This is a genomic window from Pseudoalteromonas sp. S1727 (genome assembly GCF_005886375.1).
In the GTDB taxonomy this organism is placed as follows: Bacteria; Pseudomonadota; Gammaproteobacteria; order Enterobacterales; family Alteromonadaceae; genus Pseudoalteromonas; species Pseudoalteromonas haloplanktis.
This window is the reverse complement of sequence record NZ_PNDT01000036.1, coordinates 19,042-33,887: the sequence shown is the minus strand read 5'-3', so window position 1 is coordinate 33,887 and position 14,846 is coordinate 19,042. Positions and strand designations below refer to the sequence as shown.

Genomic DNA, 14,846 nt, shown 5'->3' with positions numbered 1-14,846 from the left:
TAATTACTCATTTAAACGCGCTAAATTGCCGCTAAACCAAACTGTTTTATTTGATCTAATAATGTCCGGTTACCCGGTAATTTATTAACTAATAAGGCCGTATCTTTGCCATTTTTAATGACTAAATTGTGCGCTTTTTTAAGATAGTGTGGGTTATTACCATAATGTGTAGTCTCGGTTTTAAAGCCCATGCCATACAAAACATATTGGTAGCTTGCGGCGGGAAAAACCTCAACGGAATAGTCAAAATGGCTGTCATTAGGGACATGTGTTTGCCAAATTGCAAGGCTATCTTGCAAACTTTGTGGAATACTTTGAGCGGCGCAATGTTGCAGCCAAAACTCGCTGTCGGTGCGTTTACTGAGCATATAATGCAGTTTTAAAAAGTCGATAATTCGCTGCCAACGGTAGCTAAAGGTACGATTAAATCGCGCCGCTGTGATATCCATAACTTGCCGGTTTGCTGGTAATTGCTCGGCAATGAAGTTAGCTGATATTTCGACCAACAGTAATGCAGATGCTTCCAATGGCTCTAAAAACCCCGCCGATAACCCAACTGCAACACAGTTTTTATGCCAAAATTTTTCTCTATGGCCTGGCTCAAAAGTAATTTTTTTAACTGCGAGAGAGGCTCTATCTTGCTGGGCTATATTTAAATAGTCACACAACTGGTTTTTTGCCTCTTGCTCACTGATATGACGGCTGGAATACACATGCCCTACTCCACGGCGCGTTTGTAGGCCAATGTCCCAAATCCAACCAGCGCTTTGTGCAGTAGAAATAGTATGAGAGCTGATGGGTTGATTTTCATCATAAGGAACATGCACAGCCAGTGCGCTGTCAGCAAACAATACATCTTTACATGATTTAAACCCGACTTTGAGATTATCACCCAGCAGTAATGATTTAAAACCGCTACAATCAATAAATAGCTCACCAGCCAGCGTCGTGTTGTTGTCCAAACTCAATGAAGCTATATCACCATTTTTATGATTATTTACCGCTTCAATCGTACTGACTACATGCGTTACATTAAGTTTATTAACACAGTGGTTTTTTAAGAAAGTAGCAAATAGCCCTGCATCTAAATGATAGGCATAATTGGCAACAGCACTATATTGTGCGGTTGTAATTAATTTGGGTGCGAGATTATGTTCGCATAATGCCTGTTGGGGGCATACGTAATTGGCAAAGCTGGGTTGTAGTTGCCCATTTGGTTGCGTGTGTAAGTTAAGCCACGCAGAGGATAAATCTGTGTCATTAAAGCCTTGCGGCATCATCAGTGGATGGTAATAAAAGTCGTCTTCTTTACCTGTATGCCATTTTGCAAATTTTGCGCCTTGCTTAAACGACACATTACATTGGTTAATAAAATCGGCTTCATCAACGCCCATATTTTGTAATGTACGTCGCATGGTGGGCCAGGTCCCTTCTCCTACTCCCACAGTTGGGATATCTGATGATTCTACTAAGGTAATTTTATAATTAAGACTATGGTGTTTTTGTAAGTAAGCGGCGATGATCCCTGCACTTAACCAGCCTGCTGTTCCACCGCCAACAACCACAATTGATTGTAAGTGATTATTCATAGCAACCTCTTTATTGCTATAGAGCAAATCCAAAAAGAGCAAGGCAGTAGGTGCCTTGCTCATAATTAACGATCAGTTACCACTTAGCAGTAAAACCTATGCTATAACGTGGGCCGTATTGCTCAGCAGAGACGAGTTGCTCGCTAAAGCGACCATGACGACGAACAGTTTCATTAGTTAGATTCAGCGCATCAAAATTAATTGAATATGCCTCATTAATTGTATAATTGAAGTTAAAATCTAACTGACCGTATGCTTCAGTAAATGTTGGCTCTGTTCCTAATGAAAGTAAGAACTCGTCGCGCCAGTTATATGCAAGACGAACTTGAAAATCATCATTCTCATAAAAACCAACCAAATTACCAGAGTCACTCAAGCCCGCTAGAGCAATGGTTTGATCAAAGTTATACGGTTCAAACTCTTCGTCACTGTTAACTAAGGTATAATTAGCAACCACACCGAAGCCAGTATCTTCAATCATGTATTGACCGTTTAACTCCCAACCATCAACTTCACGATTTTGTAAGTTATCAGGTGTTGAAATATCAAATGTTACAATTGGATCTGACGGCTGACTCATACAAGCAGGGTTAGGTGTATCAGAACTATCTGGACAACCAGGACGCGGGTTTACACTTGGATCGCGCAGTGGCTCACCGTTTATATCATCTAATGTACCTTGTACTACACCTGCACCAATAAAGTTTTCAACAAACTTTTTAAAGTAGCCTACCGATGCATAACTGCCATCGTTACCATACCATTCAAAGGAGAAGTCAAAGTTATCGGAAGTTATTGGTAATAAATTTGGGTTACCTTGTGAGGCATTGTATGGGCCATCAGGGCGTGCATTTATCGTTGTAGACGGGAACATAGCACCAATGCCTGCACGGGCAAGCGTTCGGCTATATGAAAAACGTGCTTTGTAACCATTATCTAGATCAGCGCTTAAATCAAGATTAGGTAAAATACGTGTATATTCACCTTCCAGCTCTTGTGGTGTTGCTTCAGCTGCATATACAGGACGAAGTTCTTCAGCATGGCGATAATTCAGCGCGATAATTGCCGGTTTTACAGAATAACCAGTTACATCTGTGCTCTCATAACGAACACCCACATTCATATCGATAGGAATGTTATTAAATTCGGTGTTTACATCTAACGAAACATAAAATGCAAGAGTTTGCTCTTGAACACCATTGGTTGAAATATCAGGCTCTCTAAATAACCCTTCACCTCTAACTATATCAACAAAGTCTTGAGCGCTGTACCTTGGCATATATGGGAACAATTGGTCCGAGCCTGAAAACTCGTCAGCAAAGCCTGTCGCATCATCAAATGTCATGCCTAAATTATCTAATGGAATATCAACAAATGAAAATTGCTCAGACAAATAGGTATCAATCTGATAATCGGTATACATTGCGCCAAAATGAATTGCCGATATAGCCCCACTTTCTAAGTTTTCCCACATACCACTGGCATGATATTGCTTGATGTTATTTTCCATCTCATAACCACGGCGCTGGTATAAATCAGATACAATATTTTCTTGCGCGTATGCACCGCCGGGTAAAGTCGAATCATCAATGGTGATACTAGGTACTTCGGTAGAGAAATTAGCCCCTATCATGGCAACTGAGCCAGGAATGTTTTTCAGGTTGGCGATGGTTTCAGCCGTGTTACCATCAGGATTAGAATGTGATGTTGAATCGTGCGCGTCAAAACTTAATTTTAGTGAATCTGTTGCTTGCCAAGCTAAATTTAAACCTAAAGAATCGTTTTCTTTTTTCTCGTATAATTCCCATGCCCAAAAATTCAATTCATCGTTTGGATTGGTAATATCGACCACAGTACCATTTTGATCTGCCGTACCACCTGGATTATCAAACCAAAACGACATTTTATTCGTTTCACTGATCTCTTCAAAGCGCGATAGAGTGTAATCAAGTGTGGCAACAATGTTATCTGTAGGTGCAAACTGTAACACTAATTGCGCATTATCACGGGTACGTTCAGTTTCAAAGCGCTCCATTTCTGGTGTCCACGGCACCCAGTAAGTACCCGTAGGGTTGACTGAAGTATCAATAGCACTGCTATCAACGCCATCAGGGTTAGCGCGATTTTTCACCCAACCTTGTGATGTACCCACACGTTCACGACCACTTTCACGCTCAGAATGTGAAACAGACAACAGCACACCAAACATATCATCTGCAAACGTTTGGCTGATCATACCTGAGACTTCGGGTGTTACACTTGATTTTTCAGAGCTGGTATCATTAATTGCTTTTACATTTGCAAACGCTTTAAAGCCATCATAATCAAACGGTTTGGCAGTGTTGATATCAATCGTGGCACCAATGCCACCAGATGCGACATTCGCTTTACCTGTTTTATAAACTGATACGCCTGAGACACTCTCTGCAGCAATCTCTCTAAAGTTAAAGCTACGTGAGACACCCTTTTCTTGAATGACTGAAGAGTTTGGCATCTGACGACCATTTAGCGTCACTAAGTTAAAGCTCGGACCAAAGCCACGCACTGTCACTTGGTTACCTTCATTGTTGGCTCTATCAATTGATACGCCACTGATACGCTGTAATGACTCGGCTAAATTTGTATCTGGTAATTTACCTATGTCTTCTGCTGAAATAGCATCAACTACCCCTGATGAATCCTGCTTGATGGATGCTGATTTACTCAATGCACTACGGATCCCCGTAACCTGAATAACTTCTACATCATTATTTATATCAGTTGTATTTTCTTGCTCTGCATAAGCCAGTGGTGTTGACACCAGCATAGCGATACAAATTGCGTTTAACTTAAATTTTGTATTTATCATTTTTACACCTAAATATTGTGTTTAGCCGACGTTGCCAGTAATGATTTGATTTTGGTTAGCCTGAATTGTTATCAAAATATTGTTAACAATTAACTTTACAATAATAGAACACAGCTTGTTAAGTCAAATTAAATCGAACAAAAATTTTACAACTACGCTGACAACTTAAACTAACAGTACTGTATAGGTGATTTAAAAATGGGGAGTGAGTATTGGTAACTAACTAAATTAGCATGGTTTTTAATGGTGTTTCGAATGCAGGGGAATCAAGCGCAAACAATTTACTCGGTAAATTACCTCACCAGTTTAATTGTTTAGTAAAGCAGTGATCTTGCTTGCAGTACTTTTAAGCTCTGCGACCATTGCTTGGGCATTCACTGCTGATGTTAATTCTGCATCAAAAGATGAAATAGTCAGTGCAGCTATCAGTTTTGCTTGCGGTTTACCTATCAGCACAGAAAAATCATCGACACCGGTGATCAAAGGGTTACTCTGTACAAGGTGGCCTTGTGTACAAATAACATCGAGTTCATATTGCAACTGGCTTAGCGCTTTAGATTTTAACGTACTATAACTTGCATCATGCTCAATCAACATGCCACGAACTTGCTCGTTACTATTTGCTAATAATAATTGACCCGCCGTTGATTTACTTAGCTTAAATAATGATCCTTCTGCAATGCTTAAGTGCATTGCACTGTGACTGCGAGCTTGTACCACCGTCATAGCTTGGCTTTGATACAGCATAGTTAAATAGCATGACTGTCCCAAACTCACCGCTAAATCTTCCATATAAGGAATGGCGCATTGACGCACTTGATCAATCGGCGAAATAGACCGAGATAAATTATAAAGCTTTAAAGATAAACTATAACGCCCCGAAAATTCATCCCGTATTAAATAGCCCCGAGACTCTAAACCAACCAGCACTCGGTAAATTTCATTTGCACTACGACCAAGCCCAGCCGCTATTTCACTTTGTGAACAAGCACTGCCTTTAAGAACTAAAAACTCAAGTATATCGAGCCCCTTATCTAACGCAGGTACCGCGTATTTACTTTTTACTTTTGTGTTCATTATCCACCCAACCGTGCAAAAACAAGGCAATTCGCCATATTCATATATGAATATAAAAATAATTTTTCTAGCTCATAATATTTGAATTTATGTAGAAACAATTAGTTAATCATCATCACTATTATTTATATATGAATATCATATTTTTATATAAATTCAAGCTTGACCACTTCATAAATCCAACTCATTATTGTCAACAATTTACAACAAGTAGTCATTTACAGGACACCCACTTATGAACAACAGACAACTAACACCACAACAAATTGCTGACTTTCATCGAGACGGCTACGTTATTGCAAAAGGCTATTACGACGAACAAGAAATTGCCCGCTTACAGCACACCGCCTTTAATGATGATTCGCTATACGAGCGAGCATGGCATAAAAAAGATGCCGATGGTGCAGTAAGTAAAGTGTGTTTGTGGCAAAAAACCGGTGATGATTTTTACAGTATGTTTTCGCGTGGTCGTCGTTTAGTTGATGTATGTGAAAAGCTTATTGGTGAAGAGGTTTACCATACAAGTACTAAAATAATGATGAAAGAACCCTTTGTTGGCGGCGCTTGGGAGTGGCATCAAGACTTTGGTTACTGGCATCGCGATAACTACATGCTTTACCCGAAAGCCATTAGCTGTATGGTGGCCATTAATAAAGCGACTATCGAAAATGGATGCTTACAAGTTTTAAAAGGCTCACATCATTTAGGCCGACTTGATCATAGTAAAACGGGGGATCAAAAAGGTGCCTGTTTAGAGTTTGTTGAAGAAGCCATGAAATACCATGAGCTGGTCAATGTAGAGCTTGAACCTGGTGATGTTCTGTTTTTCCACTGTAATTTATTACATAAATCAAACCAAAACCGTGCTGCAGAGCCGCGTTGGTCAATGATCTGCGCATTTAACGCAATCACTAATCAATCGTTTAAAGAAAACGAAGCTGTTTATTATCCATTAGAACCGGTTAACGACGATGCCATTTTGAATTGGAAACCCGCTTAACTGTTCATCCGTAATTCTAGCCAAACCAACTCATAGACTGTTAGCCCTTTTCTTGAGTTGGTTTTTTAATTTGGAAAAACCAATGCTTTGTAGCCTAACTGAAAAACAAAAACAGCAAATTGCGCACCCATTCCCTAAAAACGGCCAAGATCCCCATGGTAAAATAATTGGTCACGGCAAATTTAAATATAAAGTAGATGCGCATTGGGGCAAACTCGATCCTAAGCAGTACCCAATCGAAAACTGCCATGCCATGGTAATGGATTCACAAGGGCGTATTTTTATGATCACTGATAATACCCAAAATAATATTTTGGTGTATTCACAACAAGGTGAACTACTCGATGCTTTTGGCACACTCTTTCCTGGCGGCCATGCTTTAAAAATTGTCAAAGAAGGTGAGCAAGAATTCTTATATGTTGTAGACAGTGGCTGGATTGTTAATCGTCATTGGGATGGTCACAGCAAAGAGCAATGGCATAGCCCGACTAATAATGTCATTCCACAAGCCGGATTTATTGCGAAAATGACTTTAGATGGCAAGCTTGTTTACACCATTGGCCACCCGCAAACATACGGTGCTTATACGCCACAGCAGCCCTTTCGCCCTACTGATATAGCCATAGCTCCAAATGGTGATTTATACGTTACTGATGGTTACGGTAGTGATTTTTTACTGCACTTTGATAAACACGGCCGGTATATCAAGCACTGGGGTGGGCATGATAACAGCGATGCTAACTACAACTTACATAATACCCATGGCATCGAGGTTGACTTACGTGATGCCACCAACCCGACTTTAATTGTCAGTTCACGTTTTGAACAGTGCTTAAAAGTGTTTTCTCTACAAGGTGAATACCTTTCAAAAATAAGCGCGAACGGCGCGTATATTGGTGGGCCAGTTTTTAAAGGTGAACTATTTTACGCTCCAGTGTGTTGGTCGCATATTGACGAGCGTAATGCCGATGACTCTGGTTTTATCAGTATTTTTGATCAATCAAATAAAATAGTGGCTAACTTGGGTGCGCCACAACCTGTATATATAGAAGGCGAATTACAGCCAATGCAAACAGATTGGCAAATATTCAACCATGTACACTGTATTTGTGTTGATCAAGATGACAATCTTTATGTTGGCCAATGGAACTCGTCAAATAGTTATCCTATGAAGTTAATAAAACAGAATTAATGCAATAAAAGTGAATACGATCATTGTTTATTGTTAACAATGATCGTATGTTATTCATTCTAGTTTACAACAGGATCAAAACTATTATGACAACAACTCACACTTCACTGACTGTTAACTTAATTGCGCTCAGTTTAGCCTGTATTTTTGCCAATGGGTGTAGCGATACAAATAAAACACCTGTGCAAGAGCGCGCAGCTAACACCCCAGTGGATCCTTTCTATCAAGCTGAAACATTAACTAAACTGGTTGATTTTTCAAAGCAACAACAGCAAAGCTGGTTTTTCGATAAGCACACATCGCACCAATTCATTGAGTCTGCAAATAGTAATAAGTTAGCGTTAAATTTTTCTGCAAAGGGAAATATTTCTGAACTAAAAATAGCCCCACCCAGTCCTTGGGATTTATCATCGTATAATAACTATAACGTGGCTTTTGACGTTGAAAATACCAGCGCCAGCTCAGTACACGTTTACCTATCAATAGAAAACCCAGAAGGGCAACTACAAAGCCGCTCGGTTAGTTTACCGGCGAATTACTCAGGTACTGTGTATTTTCCGTTAGATGGTAAAGAAGCCCAAACCAATACTGGCATGTGGGGAGATGCACCACCTTGGCAAACAAATGATCGATTAATGGTGTGGCGCTCTTGGCGTGATGATGGCGGCGACTTTACAAAAATTAGTGCAATGAACCTCTTCACTATCGGTGTGTTAGAAGATAAGTCATTATTAATTGGTGATATTAAACTCAGAAAAAACCCACCATCCGATCCCAATTGGATGGTCAATATAATTGATAAATATGGTCAATACACAAAACAAACCAATGCGTTAACTATCACCTCAGATGAGCAGCTTAAACGTTTGGCTGATATTGAATTAGCTGAACTTGAAAAATCCAAAGGCATGAGCGACCGCTCTCGATTTGGTGGTTATGCCAAAGGTCCTAAATTAGAGGCCACAGGCTATTTCAGAACAGAAAAAGTAGACGGTAAATGGTGGATGGTTGACCCTGAAGGCTACTTATTTTTCTCCCATGGCCCGGCCAATGTGCGCATGGCTAATCTTACCACCATTACCGGCGTAGACTTCAAAGATGATTCGGTCCGCAATCGCAGTAGCGATGAGATCACCCCTGAAGATTCGATGGGGATCATTAAAGTCTCAGATGACGCTCGCCAAAGCCGCTTTATTACCTCTGAGCTTCGTCATAATATGTTTCAATGGCTGCCCGATTACAATGAGCCACTTAGCGAGCACTACAGTTACCGACGCTCAACACATAAAGGCCCTGTTGCACATGGCGAAACATATAGTTTTTACCGTGCAAACTTACAACGTCGCTATGGCGAAACATCACCTAAATCATATTTAGATAAATGGCATGAGGTAACACTTGATCGCATGAAGGATTGGGGTTTTACATCATTTGGCAACTGGGTCGATCCGGCTTTTTACGATAAAGAATCAGTGCCCTATTTTGCCAATGGTTGGATTATCGGCGACTTTAAAACACTCTCTGGACATACTAATCACTGGGGACTGATGCCCGATTTTTATGATCCTGAGTTTAAAAAACGCGCAGAAATTACCATTGATGCCATAGCTAAAAGCATTAAATCATCACCTTGGTGTATAGGCATATTTATCGATAACGAAAAAAGTTGGGGCGAACGTGAAGGCAGCGTAGAAAAACGCTACGGGATCATACTCGATGCCCTATCAAAAGATGCACAGCAAAGCCCAGCTAAACACGCATTTGCAACACACCTTAAACAAAAGTACACCTCAATAAATGCACTAAATAAAGCATGGCAAAGCGATATTTCAAGTTGGGATGAACTTAATAATGGCGTTACGTTTACTACCTACACTGACGCACAAATAGCCGACATATCGAAAATGTTAGAAATGCTAGGCGAACAATACTTTAAAGTAGTCAATGGTACATTAGCTAAAAAGCTTCCTAATCATTTATACATGGGTGCTCGCATGGCTAACTGGGGCATGCCAGATGAAATTATTAAAGCGTCGGTAAAATACTCGGATGTATTGAGCTTTAATATTTACGAGGAAGGTATGCAAGATCATTACTGGCAATTTTTAGAAGACGTTGATCTACCAGTTGTAATTGGCGAATTCCATATTGGTACAGCTACCGACTCAGGCTTGTTTAACCCAGGTATTGTTCACGCTGCAAATCAAACAGACCGTGCTGCTATGTATAAAAATTACATGCAAAGCGTACTCGAAAAACCCTACATGGTTGGCGCTCATTGGTTCCAATATGTTGATGAACCCGTATCTGGGCGGGCATTTGATGGTGAAAACGCTAATATAGGCTTTGTTACCACCACTGACATCCCCTACCCTGAAATGATCGAAGCAGTAAAAGACGTTACCTCCACCATGTACGAAAAGCGCTATGGTAAGTAGCTTTCCTCAATGAAGCTGAACCACATGACCGGCGTGTATTCACTAGCCGGTCATACCTACACAATTAAGTGCTTCATCAGATACTCTTTCATTCGCACATTAAGCTGCCACTGCTGTGTTAATGGTATCGTCGAATTAAGTTTATTAGGCATATAAGGCCAAGGTCCAAATTCCGGGCAAATATAAAATGTTTGCTGGCCGCGTGCTTGTGCTAGATCAATAATCTGTTGCCACCACTTTACGTACAAGCTTAATGTTTCCTGCCATTGGGGGCTAAATGGGTCATTCACTTGTGCTGATTGAGTATGACCTACTCGAGCGTGAATATAATAACTGTGCTGTTGCGCGCGTTTTAGTGACCCTTGTTGTTCCTCTAGGTAACTTTCACTGACATTAGTCCAATGCGAAAAGTCAGCATTTAATTTTAGAGCTGGAAATTTTTGAAGATACGGCTCTGTAGCAAAGGCTGCAAAATTAAACCGTCCTCGGTGAGTCTCATGAGTAATTGTGATACCCAAAGTACGCTCTAACGCTAAAGCATCGTTGAGTAACAGGCTATTTTGTGCAACGCTATAAAAGTCTTTTCCGGTATGTGAGTTTATAAACACAGGGTTGAGTGTTGCTAAAAAACGTAATCGTGCATTAAATTTAGCACGATATTGTGCAAACGATTCAACCTTAGGTGCAAGCCATTGTTGCGCTACCACACTAAAATTATCTTCATTGGCGGCACGTTGAATGCCACTGATAAACTTTTCATCTGCTGGAAAGTTAATTTCTGCTCCAGCAAATCCAGCATCAAGTACCTTTGCTACAAATTCATCGGCTGCTGTCCCTTCACAACCCCAGTAAGGGCATAAAAACTTTAATTTCATAATAGTGCCTTTTATCTAAATTCAGCATGCACAGCTGTTACACAATCATTGCAGCAATAAATAATGCACGCTAAACTCAACTATAATTTGTTAACAATAAACTATATGCCAAAGCCAACAATCTATTGTGAACCGTTTTCTATTAAAGACGGCTACGAGTTTGAAATTCATCACGTTAGTTATCTTCAGCACGATGCTTACTCGTGTTTTATGCACTTTCATCAAGTGCATGAATTTATATTTTTTGAACGCATTGATGGCACTTATTTTTACCATCAAGGTGAATCAACATTAGCTGATTATGAAGCCGTGTTTACCCCCGCCATGGAAACCCATGACTTTGAGCTCAAACCTCGCTCTAAATCTTGGTACATAGTGCAATTTATGCCTGAACGCCTAAACGATCCGGCTTTAAGTGAGTTTACTGAGCTGCTTAAAACCGGTTTACATTTAAGCTTTAGTATTGAAATACAAAAAAGAATTCATAAATTACTCACGTGGATGCTGAGTGAGTTTAACGAAAACCCTAAAAGTAAAACCTGTACTCAACTGTTTAATAGCTTAATTACGATGGTGTGCGAATACGGTAAAAGCAGCTTATCGGCGCAGCAAAAACCATTAAGCGGCTCAGCCAGCTTTAAAAAGCTGACACCAATAATTAATGAACTTAAAACAAACCACGGCTTAACCCTGTCACTTGAGCAAGCCGCGAAACTTTGCCATTTATCGCCGTCGTATTTTTCGCGGGTATTTAAGAAGCACTTTAGAGTGCCTTATTCTGATCACCTTATGCAGCACAAGCTTTACAGCGCTGCACGCCTGCTAGGACAAACAGATGTATCGGTGACCGAAATAGCGTACGATTTAAACTTTTCCAGCCCGTCGTATTTTATTAAGCAATTTAAGCATCACTTCAAAGTGACCCCCTACCAATATCGGCAACAATATCGCCAGAAGTTACAGCCCTAAAGCCAGCTACTCACTTAGTAATAATGTTTTTGTAAGTGCCGTTGTGGTGTCTTTTAATACCTGTTTATTAACCTGTAAATTTTGTTTAATTGCTTGCATACCCAGTACATAGGCTTTGCTATTGTTAACCGCTTCAACACATAACAATTGCTCAGCATTGAAGTACCACACCGAAAATTGTGTCGGTGAATCTTCACGAACAATTAATTCGTCATACCCCTGTGACAAACCAACAATTTGCAATTTGTACTCGTATTGATCTGACCAAAACCAAGGCACCGCAGGAGCTAATGGCGCTTTATTCGTTAGACACTGCGCCACAGATTTAGCTTGATCAACGGCATTTTGTACTGACTCTAAACGGATCCAACGTTGATAAATTTTGCTAAAGTGCGTTGTACAATCACCAATTGCGAAAATATCAGGGTGAGACGTTTGGCAAACATCATTCACTTTAATACCTTGCTCAATCGCCAAGCTCGCATCACTGGCCAATTGCGTATTTAGCCTAACGCCGACCCCGACTAAAATAAAATCTGCGAGATAATGGCTACCATCGCTACACACAACCTGGTGTTTATTACCTTGGTGTTGTATTTCGACAACGTCTTTGCCTGTGTGTAGAGCTACGCCTTTACCTAGGTGCAGTTGGGTTAAAAAGTCAGACATCACACTTGATGTAACACGTGATAATATTTTATCTTGTTTTTCAATCACGGTTACATCAGCGCCTAATGCAACAAACGATGACGCTGATTCAAGCCCAATATAACCGCCACCAATAATGACAACCTGTTTGTCTGTACTGTTATTTAAAGCAGCTTTAATCGCTTTGGCATCCGCAAACGTTCGCATTGCAAAATACTGGGGGTTACCCGCCTCATCAAGGGTATCGATCAATCCAGGTATGGGCGGAATAAAAGCAGAACACCCCGTTGCTAGCACCAATTTATCAAACGTAAGGCGGCTGTCATCATCTAAGGTAATTACGTTTGCTTGCTTATCAATGGCTGTCACCGTTTGCCCTAGTCGCAGTACTAACTTGTTATCTGTGTAGGCTTTTTCAGCTTTAAGCGGTGTTGATAATGTGTCACTTGCTTGCAATGTTTTTTTAGACAATGGCGGCCTGTGATAAGGTAACTCAGGATCACTATCTATTAAGGTAATACTGCCAAGCCAGCCTTGCTGACGTAAATTAAACGCAAGGTTCACACCTGCGTGACTGGCGCCTATTATCACTATATTTAAATCAAGTGAATGCGTTGGTGAGTGTATATTTTGCATAATAAATCGCTCAACTATCTAGTTAGCAACAACAAAGGTCATGCCATCGAGATCTTCAGAAACTTCAATTTGACAACATAAACGGCTATATTCAGTCACGTTATCATCAAGTTCTAGCATGTCACTTTCGATTTCATCTGGTGCGCCTATTTTTTCAAAATCATCAGGCGCAACGTAAATATGACATGTTGCGCATGAGCATACGCCGCCACAGTCACCATCAATACCTGCAACGCCATTCGCGGCAGCTAACTCCATTAATGAGCCGCTGCTTCCTTCAACCTCAACAGCGCCATTGGTTTTTGTCATAAAAATTACTTTAGCCATCGTTCTATCCTCTTATTTTTTGCACTTGCTACAGTGTTCGTTACTTTGCTTTTATACTGACTTGTAGGCGGTTAAAGCCTACCTTGCGTGAAAACTCACCGAGCTTTTCAATGTTTTCGACGGCTTTGATTATGTCTATGCTGGCTACTTTACTTGCCAGTGATAACACTAATTGACGTAATAATTGTCGTGCATGAGTGGCCCCTAAACAGTTGTGATGACTAAAGCCAAAACTCACATGAGGGTTTACTTTTCGATCAAAATCAACGTTATTAGGGTTTTTAAACACGCTTTCATCGCGATTTGCCGATGCCCAACATAGTGATATACGGCTATCCGCTTTTATTGCATGCTCACAGACTTGAGTATCTTCGGTTGCAACACGCCCCATCTGTGTTAATGGTGAGAAGTAACGAATAAGCTCTTCAACAGCACGATTGATGATTTCAGGCTCATCATGAATACGCTGTAAGTCACTGATATTTTCACTAAAGTAAGCAATTGAATTGGTGATGGCATTTATTACCGTATCGCGGCCACCAGCAAAGGTTAGGATCATGACGCCTTTAACTTGCTCTTTCGTCATTTTTTGACCATTCACTTGCGCGGCAAGTAATACTGAGTACAAGTCATCACTTGGGTTAGCAATAGCTTTATCTATTTCATGATCAATATAGTCATAGAGAATATTAGCTTTATCGCCATCTAAATCACTATTTTCGCTTCTAAATACATGGGTGCCCCAATCAATCCAGGTTTGCGCTTTATCCATCGTGGTATTTAATAACAACGTCAGCGCTTTCGATTGCAGGGGCAATGCAAATTCACTCACAATATCCAGTGATTGCGCACGCAAAGCACAGTCAATTGTGTCATCAATGATTTGCTGTAAACTAGCTTGATACGCATCGTCTAACGGGCGTTTAAACCATGGGTTTAATAACTCACGAAAGCCACCATGCTCTGGCGGGTCGACTTCAAAAGGAATTTGCCGTGTTTCACGAATTGCCACTTCAGATGGAATAACAATCCGCCCAGGTTTAGCACCTGACTGAAACACCGTACAATTATGCGCGGCTTTTCGTACATCTTTTAAACCTAAGAGCATATTTACGGGATCATTCTGATCGTCCATTTGCCCAATGCCCGATGCATTACGTTGCTCTTTGAATGCATCAGGAAAATCACTCACACCTGTAACTTTTGCTGTCATGCTGAAATACCTTACGACCAAAAATGTAAATTTA

General features: G+C 40.5%; 11 protein-coding genes. 4 read left to right on the top strand and 7 right to left on the bottom strand.

Features of this window, described 5'->3' with window-relative positions:
* Nucleotides 1–20: 20 nt before the first annotated feature.
* The 3 genes from CWB85_RS10475 to CWB85_RS10465 all read right to left on the bottom strand — a co-directional run bounded on the left by CWB85_RS10475 (nucleotide 21) and on the right by CWB85_RS10465 (nucleotide 5,514).
* Nucleotides 21–1,589 (bottom strand): tryptophan halogenase family protein, encoded by a 1,569-nt coding sequence (locus tag CWB85_RS10475; RefSeq protein ID WP_138554835.1) that lies wholly within the window; start codon nucleotides 1,587–1,589, stop codon nucleotides 21–23.
* Between the two features lie 76 nt (nucleotides 1,590–1,665).
* Nucleotides 1,666–4,437: a TonB-dependent receptor gene (locus CWB85_RS10470; protein ID WP_138554834.1), complete on the bottom strand. Its 2,772-nt coding sequence runs from the start codon at nucleotides 4,435–4,437 to the stop codon at nucleotides 1,666–1,668.
* 306 nt (nucleotides 4,438–4,743) lie between these two features.
* Nucleotides 4,744–5,514: an IclR family transcriptional regulator gene (locus CWB85_RS10465; RefSeq protein WP_138554833.1), complete on the bottom strand. Its 771-nt coding sequence runs from the start codon at nucleotides 5,512–5,514 to the stop codon at nucleotides 4,744–4,746.
* A 235-nt stretch (nucleotides 5,515–5,749) separates the two neighbouring features.
* Between CWB85_RS10465 and CWB85_RS10460 the strand changes: the two genes are divergently transcribed.
* The 3 genes from CWB85_RS10460 to CWB85_RS10450 all read left to right on the top strand — a co-directional run bounded on the left by CWB85_RS10460 (nucleotide 5,750) and on the right by CWB85_RS10450 (nucleotide 10,144).
* The gene (locus CWB85_RS10460) at nucleotides 5,750–6,514 is read left to right on the top strand and encodes a phytanoyl-CoA dioxygenase family protein (RefSeq protein WP_138554832.1); all 765 of its coding nucleotides are present in this window, start codon (nucleotides 5,750–5,752) and stop codon (nucleotides 6,512–6,514) included.
* Between the two features lie 82 nt (nucleotides 6,515–6,596).
* A complete protein-coding gene (locus CWB85_RS10455) occupies nucleotides 6,597–7,706 on the top strand; it encodes an NHL repeat-containing protein (protein WP_138554831.1) in 1,110 nt (369 codons plus the stop codon).
* An 86-nt stretch (nucleotides 7,707–7,792) separates the two neighbouring features.
* Entirely contained in the window at nucleotides 7,793–10,144 is a 2,352-nt protein-coding gene (locus CWB85_RS10450; RefSeq protein ID WP_138554830.1) for a beta-galactosidase, read from the top strand.
* A 56-nt stretch (nucleotides 10,145–10,200) separates the two neighbouring features.
* Here CWB85_RS10450 and CWB85_RS10445 read toward each other — a convergent pair whose 3' ends face one another.
* On the bottom strand, nucleotides 10,201–11,019 hold the full coding sequence (locus CWB85_RS10445) for an IolE/MocC family protein (protein ID WP_138554829.1): 819 nt from the start codon (nucleotides 11,017–11,019) through the stop codon (nucleotides 10,201–10,203).
* Nucleotides 11,020–11,124: 105 nt separating this feature from the next.
* Between CWB85_RS10445 and CWB85_RS10440 the strand changes: the two genes are divergently transcribed.
* The gene (locus CWB85_RS10440; RefSeq protein ID WP_249314831.1) at nucleotides 11,125–11,988 is read left to right on the top strand and encodes a helix-turn-helix domain-containing protein; all 864 of its coding nucleotides are present in this window, start codon (nucleotides 11,125–11,127) and stop codon (nucleotides 11,986–11,988) included.
* 6 nt (nucleotides 11,989–11,994) lie between these two features.
* On the opposite strand, the gene CWB85_RS10435 is transcribed toward CWB85_RS10440, so the two are convergent.
* From CWB85_RS10435 to CWB85_RS10425, 3 genes are read right to left on the bottom strand one after another with little or no spacing between them, the layout of a single operon-like run.
* Nucleotides 11,995–13,272, bottom strand: coding sequence for an NAD(P)/FAD-dependent oxidoreductase (locus CWB85_RS10435; RefSeq protein WP_138554828.1), 1,278 nt, complete (start codon nucleotides 13,270–13,272; stop codon nucleotides 11,995–11,997).
* An 18-nt stretch (nucleotides 13,273–13,290) separates the two neighbouring features.
* On the bottom strand, nucleotides 13,291–13,599 hold the full coding sequence (locus CWB85_RS10430) for a 2Fe-2S iron-sulfur cluster-binding family protein (RefSeq protein WP_138554827.1): 309 nt from the start codon (nucleotides 13,597–13,599) through the stop codon (nucleotides 13,291–13,293).
* A 40-nt stretch (nucleotides 13,600–13,639) separates the two neighbouring features.
* Nucleotides 13,640–14,812, bottom strand: coding sequence for a cytochrome P450 (locus CWB85_RS10425; RefSeq protein ID WP_138554826.1), 1,173 nt, complete (start codon nucleotides 14,810–14,812; stop codon nucleotides 13,640–13,642).
* Between the last annotated feature and the right edge of the window lie 34 nt (nucleotides 14,813–14,846).